Below are 16,761 nucleotides of genomic sequence, written 5' to 3'. Positions count from 1 at the left end.
CGGGCGGTGAAAGCCGCCGGCGTCAGGCCTTGGTCGCCCAGGTGTCGCGCAGGGTGACGCTGCGGTTGAACACGGGATGCTCCGGCGTGTGGTCGTAGCGGTCGGCGACGAAATAGCCGGTACGTTCGAACTGGAACGACTGTTCGGGCGCTGCGCTGGCGGCTGCCGGCTCCACGTAACCGGTCACCGTGCGACGCGAGTCCGGGTTCATGTAGTCGCGGTAGGTCTTGCCTTCCGATTCGTCGTCCGGGTTCGGCACGGTGAACAGGCGGTCGTACAGACGGATTTCCGCCGCCACCGCGTGCTTCGCGCTGACCCAATGGATGGTGCCCTTGATCTTGCGCTCGGCGCCGGCCATGCCGGGGCGCGATTCGGGATCCAGCCAGCCGCGCAGCTCGACGATCTCGCCGGCGTCGTTCTTGATCACTTCATCGCAGCGGACGATGCCCGCGCCGCGCAGGCGCACTTCACCGCCCGTGGTGAGGCGCTTGAAGCCCTTCGGCGGCACTTCCTCGAAGTCCTCGCGCTCGATCCACAGTTCGCGCGAGAACGGCACGCTGCGCTGGCCGAAGGCTTCGTCCTTCGGATGGTTGGAGAAGGTCAGCGATTCCTCGTGGCCTTCCGGCAGGTTCGCCAGCACCAGCTTCACCGGATCGATCACGCCCATGCGGCGCGGCGCGGCGGCATCCAGGTCCTCGCGCAGCGCGCCTTCCAGGATCGAGATGTCCAGCAGCGAGTTCTGCTTGCTGATGCCCACGCGGTCCACCATCAGGCGCAGCGCGGCCGGGGTGTACCCGCGGCGGCGGATGCCCTGCAGGGTCGGCATGCGCGGGTCGTCCCAGCCGTCGACGAGCTTGTCGTTGACCATCGCCAGCAGCTTGCGCTTGCTCATCACCAGGTAGTTGAAGTTCAACCGCGAGAACTCGATCTGGCGCGGCTTGCTGGCTTCCTTCGGCAGGCCCTTGGCGAGCAGCGGCGCGATCAGCTCGAGCGAGCCGGCCAGATCCACCTTGTCCACGCACCAGTCGTACAGCGGGCGGTGGTCTTCGAACTCGAGCGTGCACAGCGAGTGAGTGATGCCTTCCACCGCATCGCTCAGCGAGTGCGCGTAGTCGTACATCGGGTAGATCGGCCAGTCGTTGCCGGTGTTCTGGTGCTCGACGTGCTTGATGCGGTACAGCGCCGGATCGCGCAGGTTGATGTTGCCGCTGGCCATGTCGATCTTCGCGCGCAGCGTGCGCGCGCCGTCCGGGAATTCGCCCGCGCGCATGCGGCGGAACAGATCCAGGTTCTCTTCGACGCTGCGGTCGCGGTACGGCGAATTGCGGCCCGGCTCGGTCAGCGTGCCGCGGTACTCGCGTACCTCCTCCGCGCTCAGGTCGCAGACGAAGGCGTCGCCCTGGCGGATCAGCTTCTCGCCTGCCAGGTACAGCACCTCGAAGTAGTCCGACGCGTGGCGCAGGTCGTGCCAGTCGAACCCCAGCCAGCGCACGTCGTCCTGGATGGCGCGCACGTACTCGGGGTCTTCCTTGGCCGGGTTGGTGTCGTCCAGGCGCAGGTTGCAGACGCCGCCGAACTCGCCGGCGATGCCGAAGTCCAGGCAGATCGCTTTGGCGTGGCCGATATGCAGGTAGCCGTTGGGCTCGGGCGGGAAGCGCGTCTTCACCGACGCATGCCGGCCCGCGGCCAGGTCCTCGCGCACGATCTGGCGGATGAAGTCCCGTTTTTCGGGGGCGGCATCGTCAGCAAGGGGGGCGGAGGAAGGGGCAACGTCGGACATCGGCGGCAGGCAGGCAGGGAAAGGCGCAAGTTTAGCCGGTCCCGGGGCGGCGCTGGTCTATCCTGAACAGCCCTGACGTGCCGCGATCCCCGCATGAGCCTTCCGGTCCTAGTCATCGGCAACAAGAACTACTCGTCCTGGTCGCTGCGACCCTGGCTGCTGCTGCGGCACTTCGGCGTGGCCTTCGAGGAGGTCCGGCTGCTGCTGGATGCACCGGACTTCACGGCACAGGCAAGGCGGCATGCCCCCACCGGCAAGGTGCCCGCGCTGCACGATGGTGAGGTCCATGTCTGGGACTCGCTGGCGATCTGCGAATACGCCAATGAGCGCTGGCTCGATGGCGGTGGCTGGCCTGCAGACCTGGCGGCACGCGCGCTGGCCCGTGCCGCCGCCGCGGAAATGCATTCGGGCTTCGTCGCGCTGCGCACGCAGCTGCCGATGAACAGCCGGCGCACGCCGGATGCCTACACCTGGGATGAGGCCGCGCAACGCGACATCGATCGCGTGCAGGCACTGTGGCAGGAACTGCGCGCTGCGCACGGGAAGGGCGGGGACTTCCTGTTCGGTACGTTCGGGATCGTCGACGCGATGTACGCGCCGGTGGCGGTCCGCTTCGACGGTTACGGCGTGGAGGTCGACGACACGGCACGTGCCTACATGCAGGCGCTGTTCGCGCTGTCGGCGATGCAGGAATGGCGTACCGCTGCCGCGGCGGAAACTGAATCGGTGGCGGACACGGACAGGCTCCGGCGGTCGACCTAGCGGAATGCGGGTGTAGGCTGGCTGCAAAGGAGGCCTCCATGCGCGTGATCTACCTGGCAGACAACCTGTTCGATGCCCATCTGGTGAAGCATGCGCTGGAAGAGGCGGAGATCCCGGCGTTCGTGTTCGGCGAATCGTTGCTGGGCGGCATGGGCGAGCTGCCCTTGTTCGGCGTGCTGCGGGTCTGCGTACCGGACACAGCGTTCCCCGAAGCGCAGGGCATCGTGCAGGCGCTGGGACTGGAATCGCGCGACGACGGCCCCATCTTGGAAGGCGACGACGAAGGCATGGGCATCCTGCCCGCCTGATCCGTCGTTCCATCACCACGAGGTTCGCCATGCTGGGTATCGGAGCCTACAAGCAGCGCATGCCGCGCGCGGAAGACATGCTGCCGGGCCGCAGCGCGCCGCTGCCGCTGCACAACGTGCATTTCGTCAAGGGCCATCCGCTGCGCGACGCGTTCGACGGATTGCAGCAGGTCGAGTTCGGCCTGGGCTGCTTCTGGGGTGCCGAGCGCAAGTTCTGGAATGTTCCGGGCGTCTACAGCACGTCCGTCGGCTACGCCGGCGGCGGCACCCCGAACGCGACCTACGAGGAAGTCTGCTCCGGCCAGACCGGGCATAACGAGGTCGTGCGCGTCGTGTACGACCCGGCGCAGGTGTCGTTCGAACGGCTGCTGCAGGTGTTCTGGGAAAGCCACGATCCCACGCAGGGCATGCGCCAGGGTAACGACGTCGGTACGCAGTACCGGTCCGGCATTCACTGCCATACGCCGGAGCAGCAGGCGATGGCCGAAGCCAGCCTGCAGGCTTACCAGCAGAAGCTGCAGGCCGCCGGCTACGGCGGAATCACCACCGAGATCGTGTTTCCCGCGCCGCCGTTCTACTACGCCGAGGACTATCACCAGCAGTACCTGGCGAAGAATCCGAACGGTTACTGCGGCTTGGGCGGCACCGGCGTGAGTTGCCCGATCGGCCTGGAGGCCTGATCACGCACCACGCGCCGTTGCGGCGCGTGGTGATCCAGCATTACATCAGTTCGCCGCCAGCTTCTCGCGGATGGTGGCGCGCAGCGCAGCCAGGTCCTTGGCGAAGATCTCGATGCCGGTGGCGAGCTTTTCCTTCGCCATCGGATCGGCCTCGATCGCGGCGGCGAAACTCTCGGCCGTCACCGGTGCCGCGTCCACGGCTTCCCTGGCGCCGGGCGACAGCTTGCGAGGCAGGTCGCCGTGGTCCTGGTCCAGCTTTTCCAGCAGGTCGGGCGAAATGGTCAGGCGGTCGCAGCCGGCGAGTGCTTCGATCTGTGCGGTGGAACGGAACGAGGCGCCCATCACCACCGTCGGCGAACCGCGGCGCTTGAACTCGGCGTAGACGCCGCGGACGAACACCACGCCCGGATCCTCGTCGATGCTCGCCGGCGCCTGGCCGTTGGCGACGTACCAGTCGAGGATGCGGCCCACGAACGGCGAGATCAGGAACGCGCCGGCTTCGGCGCAGGCGATGGCCTGGGTCGGATTGAAGATTAGCGTCAGGTTGCAGTCGATGCCTTCGGCCTGCAGCACGCGCGCGGCTTCCACGCCTTCCCAGGTGGAGGCGACCTTGATCAGGATGCGGTCCCGACCGATGCCCTGGTCGGCGTACATCTGCACGAACTTGCGCGCCTTCGCCACGGTGGCGGCGGTGTCGTAGGCCTGGTCGGCGTCGACCTCGGTGGAGACGCGGCCGGGGATCAGGCCGGCGAGCTTGGCGCCGACGCCGATCGTCAGGCGGTCCACGACCTCGTCGACGAGATCTTCGCCACCGCCCTGCGCGCGCGCCCACGCCAGTTGCTCCTCGATCAGGTCGGCGTAGACCGGCAGGTCCAGCGCCTTCTTCACCAGCGTGGGATTGGTGGTGCAGTCGACCGGCTTGAGGCGCTTGATGGCGTCATAGTCGCCGGTGTCGGCGACGACGACGGAGAGTTCGCGGAGCTGCTGCAGCTTGGAGGGGGACGTATCGGACATGGGATTCGGGGCAGGGGGAAAACGGGGTCACAAGTATGCCCTGTCCCGCACGGGCGGACCCGGCACGGGACGATGGTTTTCGTGGATTGAGGCGATAGCGCGGGCGCAGGTCAGCGGTGCAGGTTGCCGCTGGCTTCCGGCTGGTAGGCGATGGCGGTGACGCGCAGCCGCAGCGGCCGGTTGCCGGAAGCCTGCCAGTCGATCGTCTGTCCGACCGAGAGCCCCAGCAATGCGCTGCCGACGGGCGCGAGCACGGAGACCAGTCCGGTCTCGACGTTCGCTTCGTGGGGGTACACCAGGGTCAGGCGATGGTGTTCGCCGGTGAGTTCGTCCTCGCATTCTACGCGCGAGTGCATGGTCACCACGTTGTCCGGCATGTCGTCCGGCGTGCGCACGTCGGCGCGGTTCAATTCGTCCATAAGCGCGAGGGCGGCCGGATGCCGGCGCAGCACGGGCGTGTCCAGCAGGGCCTCCAGGCGGGACAGGTCGCGGCTGGAGACGATGAGCGGGGGAAGCGACGGCGGCAGGCCGCTGGTGCGGGTGTTGTTCATGGCGTGGTCTCTGGATTTCGGGGGCGCAGAAAAGGAAACGGGCGACGCGTTGCCGCGCCGCCCATCGGTGTCCTGTTTTGCGTGCTTACCGTAGCCCGTAAGCGGGGTGGCTTCAAGCTGCGTGGGTGGCCGCGCGTTCCGGTGAGGCCAGTGGGCGGGAGAACGGCGCGTCGGGTTCGAACAGCCCCGGCGGCAGGTCGCGGAACACCTGCGCGAGCTGCTGCAGGAAATCGCTCATCGCCGAACTCTTGCGCCACACCATCGCGATCTGGCGGCTCGGGTGCGAGTCGCTGAAGCCGAGCAGGTGGATGTTCTCCGAGCGCGCGACCGGCGGCTTCACCGCCAATGTCGGCAGCAGGGTGATGCCGACATCGGCCGCCACCATCTGCCGCAGGGTTTCGAGGCTTGTCGCGCGGAACTCCGATTTCTCGTTGGCGCCCGACAACCGGCACACGTCCAGTGCCTGCTCGCGCAGGCAATGGCCGTCCTCCAGCAGCAGCAACTGCTGCTGCGACAGTTCGGCCAGGCTCAGCGAGTCGCGCCGCGCGAGCGGGTGCGATTCCGGCACCGCGAGCACGAAGGGCTCCTCGAACAGGAACTCCGTATGCAACTGGTCGTCCGTCACCGGCAACGCCAGCAGGCCCGCGTCGAGCCGGCCTTCACGCAGGCGCGACAGCAGCACGTCGCTCTTCTCTTCGACCAGCAGCAGTTCCAGGTGCGGGAAGCGCGCGCGGATGCGTGGCACCACGTGCGGCAGCAGGTACGGGCCGAGCGTGGGGAAGATGCCTAGGCGCACGGTGCCTGCCTCGGGATCCTGGCTGCGGCGTGCGGCTTCCTTCATCTGCTCGACTTCGGCGACGATGCGGCGCGCGCGATCGGCGGCGTCGCGGCCGGCCGGCGTCAGCATCACCTTGCGTGGCGCACGCTCGACCAGCGGCACGCCCAGTTCGTCTTCCAGCTTCTTGATCTGGGTCGACAGCGTGGGCTGGCTGACATAGCACGCCGCGGCGGCGCGGCCGAAATGCTTGTGGTCGGCCAGGGCCACGAGGTACTTGAGATCGCGCAGGTTCATCGGACTCCTCCCTCAGGGAACCGCCGTGCGTGCGACGAGGTGCGGGCCGCCACGCAGCCCGCACCCGGACATCATGCCGCGACCGCGTCCGGGGTTTCCACCGGCGCCGACGTGCGGATCAGGTGGTCGAACGCGCTCAGCGCGGCCTTCGAGCCCTCGCCCATGGCGATGACGATCTGCTTGTACGGCACCGTGGTGGCGTCACCGGCGGCAAACACGCCCGGCACGCTGGTCTGGCCGCGGTCGTCGACGATGATCTCGCCGCGCGGGCTCAGCGCCACCACGCCCTTCAGCCACTCGGTGTTCGGCAGCAGGCCGATCTGCACGAAGACGCCTTCCAGTTCCACGCGGTGCGTATCGCCGCCCGCGCGGTCCTTGTAGACCAGTCCGTTGACCTTGCTGCCATCGCCCAGCACTTCCGTCGTCTGCGCGCTGGTGACGACGCGCACGTTCGGCAGGCTGCGCAGCTTGCGCTGCAGCACGTCATCGGCGCGCAGCTGGCTGTCGAATTCGATCAGGGTGACGTGCGCCACGATGCCGGCCAGGTCGATCGCCGCCTCGACGCCGGAGTTGCCGCCGCCGATCACCGCCACGCGCTTGCCCTTGAACAGCGGGCCATCGCAGTGCGGGCAGTAGGCCACGCCCTTGTTGCGGTACTCGTTTTCGCCGGGCACGTTCATCTGCCGCCAGCGCGCGCCGGTGGACAGGACCACGGTCTTCGACTTCAACGAGGCGCCGTTGGCGAGCTTCACTTCGACCAGGCCGTCTCTGCCGGCCGGCACCAGGGCTTCCGCCCGTTGCAGGTTCATCACGTCGACCTGGTAGTCCTTGACGTGCTGCTCCAGCGCCGCGGCCAGCTTGGGACCTTCGGTGTAGGGCACGGAGATGAAGTTCTCGATCGCCATCGTGTCCAGCACCTGGCCACCGAAACGCTCGGCCGCCACACCGGTGCGGATGCCCTTGCGCGCGGCGTAGATTGCCGCGGCCGCGCCAGCGGGGCCGCCGCCGACGACGAGCACGTCGTACGGTGCCTTTGCCTTGATCTTCTCGGCCTCGCGCTTGCCGGCGTTGGTGTCCAGCTTGGCGACGATCTCTTCCACGCCCATGCGGCCGGCACCGAAGACTTCGCCGTTGAGGAAGATGGTCGGCACCGACATCACTTCACGCTGTTCGACTTCCTGCTGGAAGAGCGCGCCGTCGATGGCGACGTGCTGGATCTTCGGATTCAGCACCGCCATCAGGTTCAGCGCCTGCACGACGTCCGGGCAGTTCTGGCACGACAGCGAGAAATACGTTTCGAAGCGGTACTCGCCGTCCAGCGTGCGGATCTGTTCGATCACGTCCTGTGCCAGCTTCGACGGATGGCCGCCGACCTGCAGCAGTGCCAGCACCAGCGAGGTGAACTCGTGGCCCATCGGCAGGCCGGCGAAGGTCAGGTGGATGTCATGGCCCGGCGAGGTCAGCGCGAACGACGGCGTACGTTCGCCACCACGCTGCTCGGTGACAGTGATCTTGTCGGAGACGTCCTGCAGGTCCTTCAACAACGCCTGCAGTTCGGTCGAACCGGCGCTGTCGTCGAGGTGGGCGGTGATATGGATCGGGCGCACGGCCTTTTCCATGTAGGCCTTGAGCTGCGTCTTCAGATTGGCGTCCAGCATGGCGAACGTCTCCGTGAAAGAAATCGGGGGGAGGGAGGTCAGGCGTTTGCAGGAGCGGCATGCGCCGGGGGAGAGAGGGAGCCGGTCAGGGAGGGGGAACCGGCAAGCGGCGCATGCCGCTGCTGCAAACGTCCGAGGGGCGACCGACCTCCGGGCCGGTGGCTCGGAGGTGGTGTGATGCGGTGGTGCAACTGGGTGGAGCACGGCGCGTTCGCAGGAGGAACGCGCCGTTGAAGCGGGATTTAGATCTTGCCGACCAGGTCCAGCGACGGGGCGATCGTCTGCGCGCCTTCCTTCCACTTGGCCGGGCAGACCTGGCCGGGGTTGGCGGCGGTGAACTGCGCGGCCTTCAGCTTGCGCAGGGTCTCCGACACGTCACGGGCGATCTCGTTGCTGTGGATCTCGGCGGTCTTGATGACGCCTTCCGGATTAATGACGAAGGTGCCGCGCAGGGCCAGGCCTTCTTCTTCGATGTGCACGCCGAAGGCGCGGGTCAGCTGGTGGGTCGGATCGCCGACCAGCGGAAACTGGGCCTTGCCCACGGCCGGGGAGGTTTCGTGCCACACCTTGTGCGAGAAGTGCGTGTCGGTGGTGACGATGTAGACCTCCGCGCCCGCCTTCTGGAACTCGGCGTAGTTGGCGGCGGCGTCTTCCACTTCGGTGGGGCAATTGAAGGTGAAGGCGGCCGGCATGAAGATCAGGACCGACCACTTGCCCTTCAGGGTGCCGTCGGTGACTTCGACGAATTCGCCGTTGTGGAAGGCGGTGGTCTTGAACGGCTGGACCGCGGTGTTGATCAGGGACATGGAAGATCCTCGTGAGTGGAGTGGGTGTGGTGAAGCGATGGCGCCATGGTAGGCAGCGACTATTGATATCTCAAATCGATTGATGGAATTGGATAGATAGTCTTTGGCTATCAATAAGTGGGGTCGGGCAGTGGTCCAGGCAAGCGGCCAAGCAAGGCACTCATAAAAAGTAAGTTTTTTCAGTGGGTTAGCATTTCTTCGCGTGATGCGCACCGTTACATGGCAGGTATTGACCATGCAGGCCAAAGATCCAGCGGGACGCGCACACGGCCCTTGGGCGGTGAAAGTCGCTCCATACGCCATTGAGCACCATGATGGTGCGGCGCGGCGATACGGGCGCGTCCGGGATGCCTCGGCCCGGTACCATGCGCGACGATGCCCGCCGACCTGCCCACCGCCCGTCTCGATCTGGCCCTGCGTGCCGCGTCGGCCCACCTGACCGGTCCCGATGCCCGCCATGAAGCCGAACACCTGCTGCTGCATGTGCTGGGGCGGGACCGGGCGTGGCTGTTCGCCCATGGCGACGATCCGCTGTCTGGATCAGAGGCGTTGGCTTTCGAAGCCCTGCTGGCGCGGCGGGAGGCGGGCGAGCCGTTGGCCTACCTGCTCGGCCGGCGCGGGTTCTGGACCCTTGACCTGCAGGTGTCGCCCGCCACGCTGATTCCGCGTCCCGAGACCGAACGCCTGGTCGAACTGGCGCTGGAGCGGTTGCCAGTCGATCGCGCGATACGCGTCGCCGATCTCGGTACCGGTACCGGTGCCATCGCCCTGGCCATCGCCAGCGAACGCCCGCAGGCCGACGTCGTGGCGACGGATCTCAGCGAGGCAGCACTGCAGGTCGCGCAGGAAAATGCCCGCAGCAACGAAGTCGCCAACGTTGCGTTCCGCCATGGCAGCTGGTTGGCCCCGTTGGCGGGTGAGCGTTTCGATCTGATCGCCAGCAATCCGCCCTACATCGCCGACGGCGATCCGCACCTGGCGCAGGGCGACCTGCGTTTCGAGCCGCCCACCGCGCTGTCCTCCGGTGCCGACGGTCTGGACGCGATCCGCGAGATCGTCGCCATTGCGCCATCGCATCTGCTCCCCGGCGGCTGGCTGCTGCTCGAACACGGTTGGGACCAGGGCGAGGCGATCCGGAGGCTCCTGTATGGCGCCGGTTTCATCGACGTCGCGACGGAACTGGACCTGGAGCAGCGCGACCGCGTCACGCTCGGCCGCGTAACGGAAGGGCAAGACGGCAACCGCTAGACTGTCCGCTTTCGTTCAGGACATGCCGCCCATGCGCACGCTGTACCCCGATATCGAGCCTTTCGACACCGGCACGCTGAAGGTCGACGACCGCCACACGCTGTACTACGAACAGTGCGGCAACCCGGACGGCAAGCCGGTGGTGCTGCTGCATGGTGGGCCGGGCGCGGGCTGCAGTCCGAAGATGCGCCGCTTCCACGACCCGGCGAAGTACCGCATCGTGCTGTTCGACCAGCGTGGTTCTGGGCGTTCGACGCCGCATGCAGACCTGGTCGGCAACACCACCTGGGATCTGGTGGCCGACATCGAAAAGCTGCGCGAGCAACTCGGGATCGAACGCTGGCAGGTGTTCGGCGGCAGCTGGGGTTCGACGCTGGCGCTGGCCTATGCCGAGACGCATCCGCAGCGCGTGACCGAGCTGGTGCTGCGCGGCATCTTCATGCTTCGCCGCTGGGAGCTGGAGTGGTTCTACCAGGAAGGCGCCAGCCGCCTGTTCCCCGATGCGTGGGAGCACTACATCACCGCGATTCCGCCGGTCGAACGCCACGACCTGATCTCGGCTTTCCATCGCCGCCTGACCTCGGACGACAAGGCGACCCGTCTCGCCGCGGCCAAGGCGTGGAGCGTGTGGGAAGGCGCGACCAGCTTCTTGCACGTGGACGCCGACTTCGTCAGCGGGCACGAGGAGCCGGAGTTCGCGCTTGCGTTCGCGCGCATCGAGAACCACTACTTCGTCAACGGCGGCTTCTTCGAGGTCGAGGACCAGCTGCTGCGTGATACGTCGCGGATCGCGGACATCCCAGGCGTGATCGTGCATGGGCGCTACGACGTCGTCTGCCCGGTCGCCAACGCGTGGGAGCTGCACAAGGCGTGGCCGAAGGCGACGCTCGAGATCACGCCGGCCTCGGGCCACTCCGCGTTCGAGGCCGAGAACGTCGACGCGCTGGTGCGCGCGACCGACGCCTTCGCCTGACCGCACGTCGTCGCAAACAGGAGAGCGCCATGGAACAGTCGCGTGCCGCCGCGTCCACGTTCGACCAGCGTGTGCTGGACCTGTACGACGATTACGTGCACGGCCGCGTCGACCGGCGCGGTTTCCTGGCGGGTGCCACGCAGTTCGCCGTCGGCGGCACCACGGCCGCCGCGCTGCTCGCGGCACTGACGCCGCAGTACGCGTTCGCCGCCCAGGTCGCCGCCGACGATCCGCGCATCACCACGGTCTACCGCACGTTCCCGGCGCCTGACGGCCATGGCGAAGGCCGCGGCCTGCTGGCGATGCCACGCAGCGAAGGGCGCCATCCGGTGGTGCTGGTGGTGCACGAGAACCGCGGGCTCAATCCGTACATCGAAGACGTCGCACGTCGGCTCGCGGTGGCCGGTTTCATCGCGTTCGCACCCGATGCGCTGTATCCGCTCGGCGGCTATCCCGGCAACGACGACGCGGGGCGCGAAATGCAGGCGAAGCTGGATCGCGCGAAGGTCCTCGCCGATCTCGAGGCTGCGGCACGCTTCGCCCACGCATTGCCGCGCAACAACGGGAAACTCGGCGTGGTCGGCTTCTGCTTCGGCGGCCTGGTGACCAACCTGCTCGCCTCACGGTTGCCTGACCTCGTCGACGCTGGGGTGCCGTACTACGGTGGGCAGCCTACGGCGGAAGAGGCGGCACGCATCAAGGCGCCGCTGCTGCTGCAGTTCGCCGAACTGGACACGCGCGTCAACGCCGGATGGCCTGCGTACGAGCAGGCGTTGAAGGCCGCCGGAGCGACGTACACCGCCCACGTCTATCGGGGCGTCAACCACGGTTTCCACAACGACACCACGCCGCGCTATGACGCGGCGGCGGCCGAGCTGTCGTGGCAGCGCACGCTGGCCTTCTTCCGCGATCATCTGGCGGGATCCTAGACGCGCGTCACGACGCTGCGCATTGGCGCAGCGCGGGTTGTCCGGTGCCCGCATGCGCCTGCGAACGACTCGGGTGGATACCGCGCCATCGGAGGCATGGCGAGGATCATACCTCTCGGACATGCATGGCGATGATGATGGATACGGGGCACCTGGGCGCGGGCAGGATCGGGCTGGAAGACGTCGACATCATGCGGCTGGGGATGGCGGCGATGCGTTTCATCAAGGCCATCGAACAGGGGCAGCACGAAGTGCTGTGGGGTGCGGCATCGAGCGCCATCCGGCATTCCACGTCGCGCGATGCCTTCATCCACTCGCTGGCGCAGCGGCATGAAACGCTGGGGCGAGGGGAGGGGCGGCGCTGGACCGCGATCCGGGTCGACCAGCCCGTGGCGCAGGCGCAGTGGTTGCCCGGCACGTACGCCAGGCTGGAGTTCTCGGTGTCGTTCGGCACACCCAGTGCGAGGCACCACGAAATCGTCACGCTGAGGCGCGAAGAGCAGGATGTATGGCGCCTCGCCGGTTACGGCGTCAAGGTCGCCTGAAGACTCAGCCGCGCGGCGTGCCGTCGAGGGTGTGGTCGATCATCCACAGCCCGGCCCACAGCTTGGCATCCAGTTCGTAGCCTTCGGCCATCTTCTGCGCCAGCCAGGCCGCCGCGCGCTGGCGCGGCACCATGTGCACGGTGATGTCTTCGTCGCCATCACCGCCACCCGCACCTACCTTGCGCAGGCCGGTGGCGCGGACGAAGGCGATCTTCTCGCTGCTGCTGCCGGAGGACGTTGGGCCGATCATCAGCACTTCGGCGTGATCGGCCGTCCAGCCGGTTTCTTCCTCAAGCTCGCGGATCGCGGACACCTCGATCGATTCGTCCGCGTGGATATCGCCGACCAGGCCGGCGGGCATTTCGATGGTGTGCGCCTGCAAGGGCACGCGGAACTGTTCGACGAATACCACTTCGTCGTCCGGCGTCACCGCGATGATGATCGCCGCCAGGCCGCCCGCATGTGCGCGCTCCACGTACTCCCACGTGCCCCGCACCATCATGCGCTGGTACTTGCCCTGCCATACCACCTCGGCGGGCGCGCGTCGCTTGTCGTGTTCGTCCATGGGGCGATGCTATCGGGTGCCGATGACGTTTTACAGACGCGTCAGTAGGCGGGGTCTTCCAGTCCGGCGGCCACGCGCAGCCGGCGCCGGGTCATCGGGCCGAAGCGCAGCGCGTCCGACAGGCCGGCCAGCATGTCGCCATCGGCCTGGCCGCGCGCATGGCCGGACGCGACATCGCCCAGCGGGGCGTCCAGTGCGATGGTGGTCAGCTGGCGCCACAGCAGGGACTGCTCGCGCTGTTCGCGCAGGCGGATGGCCATCGTGGCGGCGCCGCGCAGGCGCAGGAACGCGACTTCATCCATCCGGTCCAGCAGCGTGTCCAGGTTGCCGAAATGCGCCAGCAGCACGGCCGCGGATTTCGCGCCGATGCCGGTCACGCCGGGAATGTTGTCGACCGCATCACCGGTCAGTGCCAGGTAGTCGGCGATCTGCCGCGCTTCCACGCCATGCCGCGCCTTCACGCCGGCCGCACCCCAGCGCTGTCCGCGCGCGAAGTCCCACTGCTCGTCGTATTCCCACAGCAACTGCGAGAGATCCTTGTCGGCGGACACGATGACGCCACGGAACCCCTGCGGCCGCGCCGCATGCAGCGCGCTGCCGATCAGGTCATCGGCCTCGTACTCGCCGTGCGCCAGCACGCTCAGGCCGAGCGCGGCGCACAGCGCCTTGCAGTGGGTGAACTGGCGCCGCAGTTCTTCCGGCGCAGGATCGCGATTGGCCTTGTAGGCCGGATACAGCCGGTTGCGGAAGCAGCTGTCCAGCGCTTCGTCGAAGGCGATGGCGATGTGCGCCGGACGTTCCTTTTCCAGCAACTCCAGCAGGAAGCGCGCGAAACCGTGCACCGCATTGGTCGGCCAGCCTTCGGCATCCTGGAACTCGTCCGGCATCGAATGCCAGGCACGGAACACGTACAGGCTGGCATCGACCAGATAGAGCGGACGCGGGCGCGGCGATTCAGGCATCGGGGGTCCATTCGGACAGCAGTGCGGCCGGATCGGGGCGCTCCCGTTCCGGGGCTTCCAGTCGCGGCGTGCCGATATGGATGAAGCCGGCGACCTTCTCGTTCTGGGCCAGGCCGAGCAATTGCGCGACATGCGCGTCGTACGCCATCCAGCCGGTCAGCCACTGTGCGCCGAAGTCGAACGCCTGCGCCGCCTGCAGCAGCGCGAAGCAGACGCTGCCGGCGGTGAGCAACTGCTCCTGCTCGGGCACCTTGTGGCCCGGCGTCAGGCGCGCGACCACGGTGATGATGTCGGGCGCGCTGGAGAAGCGGCCGCGATCCTTCTCCACCGCCGCGTCCGGCGCATCGGGATCGAGTGCACGCGTGCGGGCCGCCAGGTGGTTACCGAGCGCGTGGCGCGCGTCGCCGTGGATATGAATGAAGCGGAACGGCACCAGCTTGCCGTGGTCCGGCACGCGAACCGCCGAGGCCAGCATGCGCAGCAGCGTGGTCGCATCGGGGCCGGGTTCGCCCAATTGCTTGGATGGCACGGAACGTCGTGCGTCCAGTGCCTGCAACAGACTTTCAGTGAGCATCGAGTCGCCTTATAGTGGGATGCAGTGCACGGTATCGATGCATCAGTTTAATCGCAGCGGATGCGTCACGGTCCGCGCCACGCACGGATCCGTGAAGCTGGACGGGTCGCAGCGGACAACCCGGCCGACCCAACGACGCAATGCCCGCCACGCCACCGCCTCTTCCCACGTCAGGCAACCAGCTCGTCGAACTGCTGCGTGAGGCGATGCAGCCGGCGCTGGATGCCGCATTCGCCGACGTGGTGGACGGGTTGCGCCAGCCGATGCTGGACCGCCTGGAGCGCATGGAGCTGGATCGCGGCCCCTATCTGGACGGGCTGCTTGCGCTGAAGGATCGCCGCGAGCTGATCCTGCGCGGATTCCGTGAAGACATGGCGGCGGCCTGGCAGGCGGCCGCGGAAGGCGAGGCGCCCACGGCGCGCTTCGGCCAGGAACAGCCCGGCTCTGACCTCGGACTGGTGGAAGAAGATGAACTGGACGTCCGGCTGGCGACCGACCAGTTGGCGGACCTCATCTCGCGAGAATGGCAATCCGAGCTGCTGCGCCTCAACGGCTACCTGACGTGGCTGGACATGGGCGTGCGCCTGGCGCCGGACAGCGCGCCGTATTCGCCTGCCCGCATCGCGATGGCCGTCTATCGCGGCTTTGCACGCGCATCGCTGCCCGGCAACGTGCGTGCGCTGGCTGTGCAGTGCTGCGGCAGGGAGTTCGTCGAACTGCTCGGGCCGATCTACGAATCCCTGCACGCCCGGCTGGTGCGCCGGCTGGGTGCGCAGGACAGCACGACGTCGAGGGTGCGCCGCGCGCAGGCCATTCCCAGCAGCGGGGACGAGGCGTCCAGCGAGCCCGACTGGATGACGCGCTTCTTCGTGTCGTGGGACCAGGAGGAGGGGAGCGCGAATGCGGCGTCGCCGGACGCGGCCAGCCTGCCGCCGGCGCTGCACCACCTGCTTGAAGCGTCCAGGCAGCAGCGTGCGCGCGAAGGAGATGCTGCTCGCCCGCCTTCGTCACGCACCTCGTTGTCGCAGCGCGAACTGGTGGTGGCGCTGACCCTGGTGCAGATCGCCTCGCCCGAGGTGCACGCCGAAGTGCTCGCGGATCCGCGCAAGCTGCAGGCCGCGTTCAAGCAGCAGATCTTCCTGCATGCGGCCCAGCTCGGTGTCGCGCCGGAGGCCGTGGCGATCTCGGAGGCCGACGAAAACGTGGTCGATCTGGTCGGCATGCTGTTCGAGGTGATCTTCCGCGAGAGCCACCTCGGCGACGAACAGGTCCACGTGCTCGGCCGGTTGATGGCACCGATGACCAAGGTCGCCTTGCAGGACCGCAAGCTGTTTTTGCAGGCCACCCACTCGGCGCGCCGTCTGCTCAACCTGCTGGTCGAAGCCTGCGACGGCAATCCGGGCGAGAACGAAGCGCAGCGCCTGTTGCTGGAGAAGGTGCGCGACACCGTGCAGCGACTGGTCGCCGATTTCGACGAAAGCCAGTCGGTGTTCCGCACGGCGCGGACCGACTTCAACGACTTCTATGCGCGCTACCGCACCGAGGCGGAGAAGGCCGAAGAGGCGTTGGCCGCGGAACAGCGCGCGAAGGATGCCGAAGCCGCCATCCTGGCGGGATTCGCTGCCACGCTGGAGGCGAAGCTGCAGGGGCGCGAGGTGCCTGCCGCGATGCGGCACATCCTGCGGGAGGGATGGCCGGCCTATGCCGCGCGCATGCAGTCGCTCAACAAGCCGCAGGCCGCGCCGATGATGCTGGACGGTCTGCTGCAGGCGATCGACGACGCCCATGTCCGCGACGACGTCCGCGCCTGGCATACCGCGATGGACTGGTTGCAGCCGATGTGGATGGCATCCGGGAATTCGCGGGCCGCGATCGCCGCGCTGCGGGAAACGCTGTTCGCCGCCCTGGTCACGCCGCAGGCCGCGGCGCCGGAGCCGCGCGCCGCGACGTCGGAACCTGCGCCCGCACTGCCGCAACCGGTGCTGCCGGGCCTGCTGGAAACACACGAGTGGGTAGAGGGCCTGGAACACCTGGACCCGGTGATGACCGACTACTTCCAGCAACTGCGGGAAGGCAGCTGGCTGGATTTCGTCGACAAGGACAATCGCGTGCAGGCGGGCCGCCTGAGCTGGATCAGCCCGGTGTCGCGCCGCCTGATGTTCGTCAACCGGGCGGGCGCGCGCATCTGCGTGGCCTCGGTGCAGGAGCTGGTGGTGATGGCGCAGCTGGGCCGCGTGCGCATGCATCGCGACGAGGACGCGTTCTACAGTGCGATGCAGGGCGTGGTGGACCGCCTGGTGACGCCCGCGCCGCCCTGAGCCGGCCGCCACGCCG

General features: G+C 67.6%; 17 protein-coding genes. 8 read left to right on the top strand and 9 right to left on the bottom strand.

Features of this window, described 5'->3' with window-relative positions; all coding sequences use genetic code 11:
• Positions 1–22 precede the first annotated feature (22 nt).
• On the bottom strand, positions 23–1,780 hold the full coding sequence (locus IB225_RS05475) for a glutamine--tRNA ligase/YqeY domain fusion protein (RefSeq protein ID WP_192310187.1): 1,758 nt from the start codon (positions 1,778–1,780) through the stop codon (positions 23–25).
• Positions 1,781–1,873: 93 nt separating this feature from the next.
• Here IB225_RS05475 and IB225_RS05470 point away from each other — a divergent pair, with 93 nt between their 5' ends.
• The 3 genes from IB225_RS05470 to msrA are packed head-to-tail and all read left to right on the top strand — an operon-like array spanning position 1,874 to position 3,530.
• Positions 1,874–2,542 (top strand): glutathione S-transferase family protein, encoded by a 669-nt coding sequence (locus IB225_RS05470; protein ID WP_192310186.1) that lies wholly within the window; start codon positions 1,874–1,876, stop codon positions 2,540–2,542.
• A 38-nt stretch (positions 2,543–2,580) separates the two neighbouring features.
• Positions 2,581–2,850, top strand: coding sequence for a DUF2007 domain-containing protein (locus IB225_RS05465; RefSeq protein WP_192310185.1), 270 nt, complete (start codon positions 2,581–2,583; stop codon positions 2,848–2,850).
• A gap of 29 nt (positions 2,851–2,879) precedes the next feature.
• Positions 2,880–3,530, top strand: coding sequence for a peptide-methionine (S)-S-oxide reductase MsrA (msrA, locus tag IB225_RS05460; protein ID WP_192310184.1), 651 nt, complete (start codon positions 2,880–2,882; stop codon positions 3,528–3,530).
• 45 nt (positions 3,531–3,575) lie between these two features.
• Here the strand turns inward: msrA and IB225_RS05455 are convergent, their stop codons facing one another.
• The 5 genes from IB225_RS05455 to ahpC form a co-directional block, all read right to left on the bottom strand.
• Entirely contained in the window at positions 3,576–4,544 is a 969-nt protein-coding gene (locus IB225_RS05455) for a transaldolase (RefSeq protein ID WP_192310183.1), read from the bottom strand.
• A gap of 110 nt (positions 4,545–4,654) precedes the next feature.
• Positions 4,655–5,095, bottom strand: a complete 441-nt coding sequence (gene rnk / locus IB225_RS05450; protein ID WP_192310182.1) for a nucleoside diphosphate kinase regulator — start codon at positions 5,093–5,095, stop codon at positions 4,655–4,657.
• 112 nt (positions 5,096–5,207) lie between these two features.
• Complete coding sequence (gene oxyR, locus IB225_RS05445) at positions 5,208–6,167, bottom strand: DNA-binding transcriptional regulator OxyR (protein ID WP_192310181.1); 960 nt, start codon at positions 6,165–6,167, stop codon at positions 5,208–5,210.
• A gap of 71 nt (positions 6,168–6,238) precedes the next feature.
• Positions 6,239–7,825: an alkyl hydroperoxide reductase subunit F gene (gene ahpF, locus IB225_RS05440; protein WP_192310180.1), complete on the bottom strand. Its 1,587-nt coding sequence runs from the start codon at positions 7,823–7,825 to the stop codon at positions 6,239–6,241.
• A gap of 242 nt (positions 7,826–8,067) precedes the next feature.
• Complete coding sequence (gene ahpC / locus IB225_RS05435) at positions 8,068–8,631, bottom strand: alkyl hydroperoxide reductase subunit C (RefSeq protein WP_142125842.1); 564 nt, start codon at positions 8,629–8,631, stop codon at positions 8,068–8,070.
• Between the two features lie 375 nt (positions 8,632–9,006).
• Between ahpC and prmC the strand changes: the two genes are divergently transcribed.
• The 4 genes from prmC (at position 9,007) to IB225_RS05415 (ending at position 12,326) form a co-directional block, all read left to right on the top strand.
• Positions 9,007–9,879 (top strand): peptide chain release factor N(5)-glutamine methyltransferase, encoded by an 873-nt coding sequence (gene prmC / locus IB225_RS05430; protein WP_192310179.1) that lies wholly within the window; start codon positions 9,007–9,009, stop codon positions 9,877–9,879.
• A 31-nt stretch (positions 9,880–9,910) separates the two neighbouring features.
• A complete protein-coding gene (pip, locus tag IB225_RS05425) occupies positions 9,911–10,852 on the top strand; it encodes a prolyl aminopeptidase (protein WP_192310178.1) in 942 nt (313 codons plus the stop codon).
• A gap of 29 nt (positions 10,853–10,881) precedes the next feature.
• On the top strand, positions 10,882–11,781 hold the full coding sequence (locus tag IB225_RS05420) for a dienelactone hydrolase family protein (protein ID WP_192310177.1): 900 nt from the start codon (positions 10,882–10,884) through the stop codon (positions 11,779–11,781).
• A gap of 137 nt (positions 11,782–11,918) precedes the next feature.
• Positions 11,919–12,326 carry a DUF4019 domain-containing protein gene (locus IB225_RS05415; RefSeq protein ID WP_192310176.1) on the top strand — a complete coding sequence of 136 codons (408 nt, stop codon included), beginning with the start codon at positions 11,919–11,921 and terminating at the stop codon, positions 12,324–12,326.
• A 4-nt stretch (positions 12,327–12,330) separates the two neighbouring features.
• On the opposite strand, the gene IB225_RS05410 is transcribed toward IB225_RS05415, so the two are convergent.
• From IB225_RS05410 to IB225_RS05400, 3 genes are read right to left on the bottom strand one after another with little or no spacing between them, the layout of a single operon-like run.
• Complete coding sequence (locus IB225_RS05410; protein WP_192310175.1) at positions 12,331–12,891, bottom strand: NUDIX hydrolase; 561 nt, start codon at positions 12,889–12,891, stop codon at positions 12,331–12,333.
• A gap of 41 nt (positions 12,892–12,932) precedes the next feature.
• Complete coding sequence (locus IB225_RS05405; RefSeq protein WP_192310174.1) at positions 12,933–13,853, bottom strand: 5'-3' exonuclease H3TH domain-containing protein; 921 nt, start codon at positions 13,851–13,853, stop codon at positions 12,933–12,935.
• Positions 13,846–14,427 (bottom strand): nitroreductase, encoded by a 582-nt coding sequence (locus IB225_RS05400; protein ID WP_192310173.1) that lies wholly within the window; start codon positions 14,425–14,427, stop codon positions 13,846–13,848. Before IB225_RS05400 ends, IB225_RS05405 begins: the two co-directional genes overlap by 8 nt.
• 140 nt (positions 14,428–14,567) lie before the next feature.
• Here IB225_RS05400 and IB225_RS05395 point away from each other — a divergent pair, with 140 nt between their 5' ends.
• Positions 14,568–16,745: a DUF1631 family protein gene (locus IB225_RS05395; protein WP_192310172.1), complete on the top strand. Its 2,178-nt coding sequence runs from the start codon at positions 14,568–14,570 to the stop codon at positions 16,743–16,745.
• The last annotated feature ends 16 nt before the right edge of the window (positions 16,746–16,761 follow it).

The sequence above is a fragment of the Pseudoxanthomonas sp. PXM02 genome (genome assembly GCF_014851805.1).
In the GTDB taxonomy this organism is placed as follows: Bacteria; Pseudomonadota; Gammaproteobacteria; order Xanthomonadales; family Xanthomonadaceae; genus Pseudoxanthomonas_A.
The sequence above is the reverse complement of the archived record's forward strand: the minus strand, read 5'-3'. Positions and strand labels throughout refer to the sequence as shown.

Bases quoted from the DNA above. Each gene is read 5' to 3' on its own strand.
- IB225_RS05475 (WP_192310187.1), bottom strand. From the start codon at position 1,780: ATGTCCGACGTTGCCCCTTCCTCCGCCCCCCTTGCTGACGATGCCGCC.
- IB225_RS05470 (WP_192310186.1), top strand. From the start codon at position 1,874: ATGAGCCTTCCGGTCCTAGTCATCGGCAACAAGAACTACTCGTCCTGG.
- IB225_RS05465 (WP_192310185.1), top strand. From the start codon at position 2,581: ATGCGCGTGATCTACCTGGCAGACAACCTGTTCGATGCCCATCTGGTG.
- msrA (WP_192310184.1), top strand. From the start codon at position 2,880: ATGCTGGGTATCGGAGCCTACAAGCAGCGCATGCCGCGCGCGGAAGAC.
- IB225_RS05455 (WP_192310183.1), bottom strand. From the start codon at position 4,544: ATGTCCGATACGTCCCCCTCCAAGCTGCAGCAGCTCCGCGAACTCTCC.
- rnk (WP_192310182.1), bottom strand. From the start codon at position 5,095: ATGAACAACACCCGCACCAGCGGCCTGCCGCCGTCGCTTCCCCCGCTC.
- oxyR (WP_192310181.1), bottom strand. From the start codon at position 6,167: ATGAACCTGCGCGATCTCAAGTACCTCGTGGCCCTGGCCGACCACAAG.
- ahpF (WP_192310180.1), bottom strand. From the start codon at position 7,825: ATGCTGGACGCCAATCTGAAGACGCAGCTCAAGGCCTACATGGAAAAG.
- ahpC (WP_142125842.1), bottom strand. From the start codon at position 8,631: ATGTCCCTGATCAACACCGCGGTCCAGCCGTTCAAGACCACCGCCTTC.
- prmC (WP_192310179.1), top strand. From the start codon at position 9,007: ATGCCCGCCGACCTGCCCACCGCCCGTCTCGATCTGGCCCTGCGTGCC.
- pip (WP_192310178.1), top strand. From the start codon at position 9,911: ATGCGCACGCTGTACCCCGATATCGAGCCTTTCGACACCGGCACGCTG.
- IB225_RS05420 (WP_192310177.1), top strand. From the start codon at position 10,882: ATGGAACAGTCGCGTGCCGCCGCGTCCACGTTCGACCAGCGTGTGCTG.
- IB225_RS05415 (WP_192310176.1), top strand. From the start codon at position 11,919: ATGGATACGGGGCACCTGGGCGCGGGCAGGATCGGGCTGGAAGACGTC.
- IB225_RS05410 (WP_192310175.1), bottom strand. From the start codon at position 12,891: ATGGACGAACACGACAAGCGACGCGCGCCCGCCGAGGTGGTATGGCAG.
- IB225_RS05405 (WP_192310174.1), bottom strand. From the start codon at position 13,853: ATGCCTGAATCGCCGCGCCCGCGTCCGCTCTATCTGGTCGATGCCAGC.
- IB225_RS05400 (WP_192310173.1), bottom strand. From the start codon at position 14,427: ATGCTCACTGAAAGTCTGTTGCAGGCACTGGACGCACGACGTTCCGTG.
- IB225_RS05395 (WP_192310172.1), top strand. From the start codon at position 14,568: ATGCCCGCCACGCCACCGCCTCTTCCCACGTCAGGCAACCAGCTCGTC.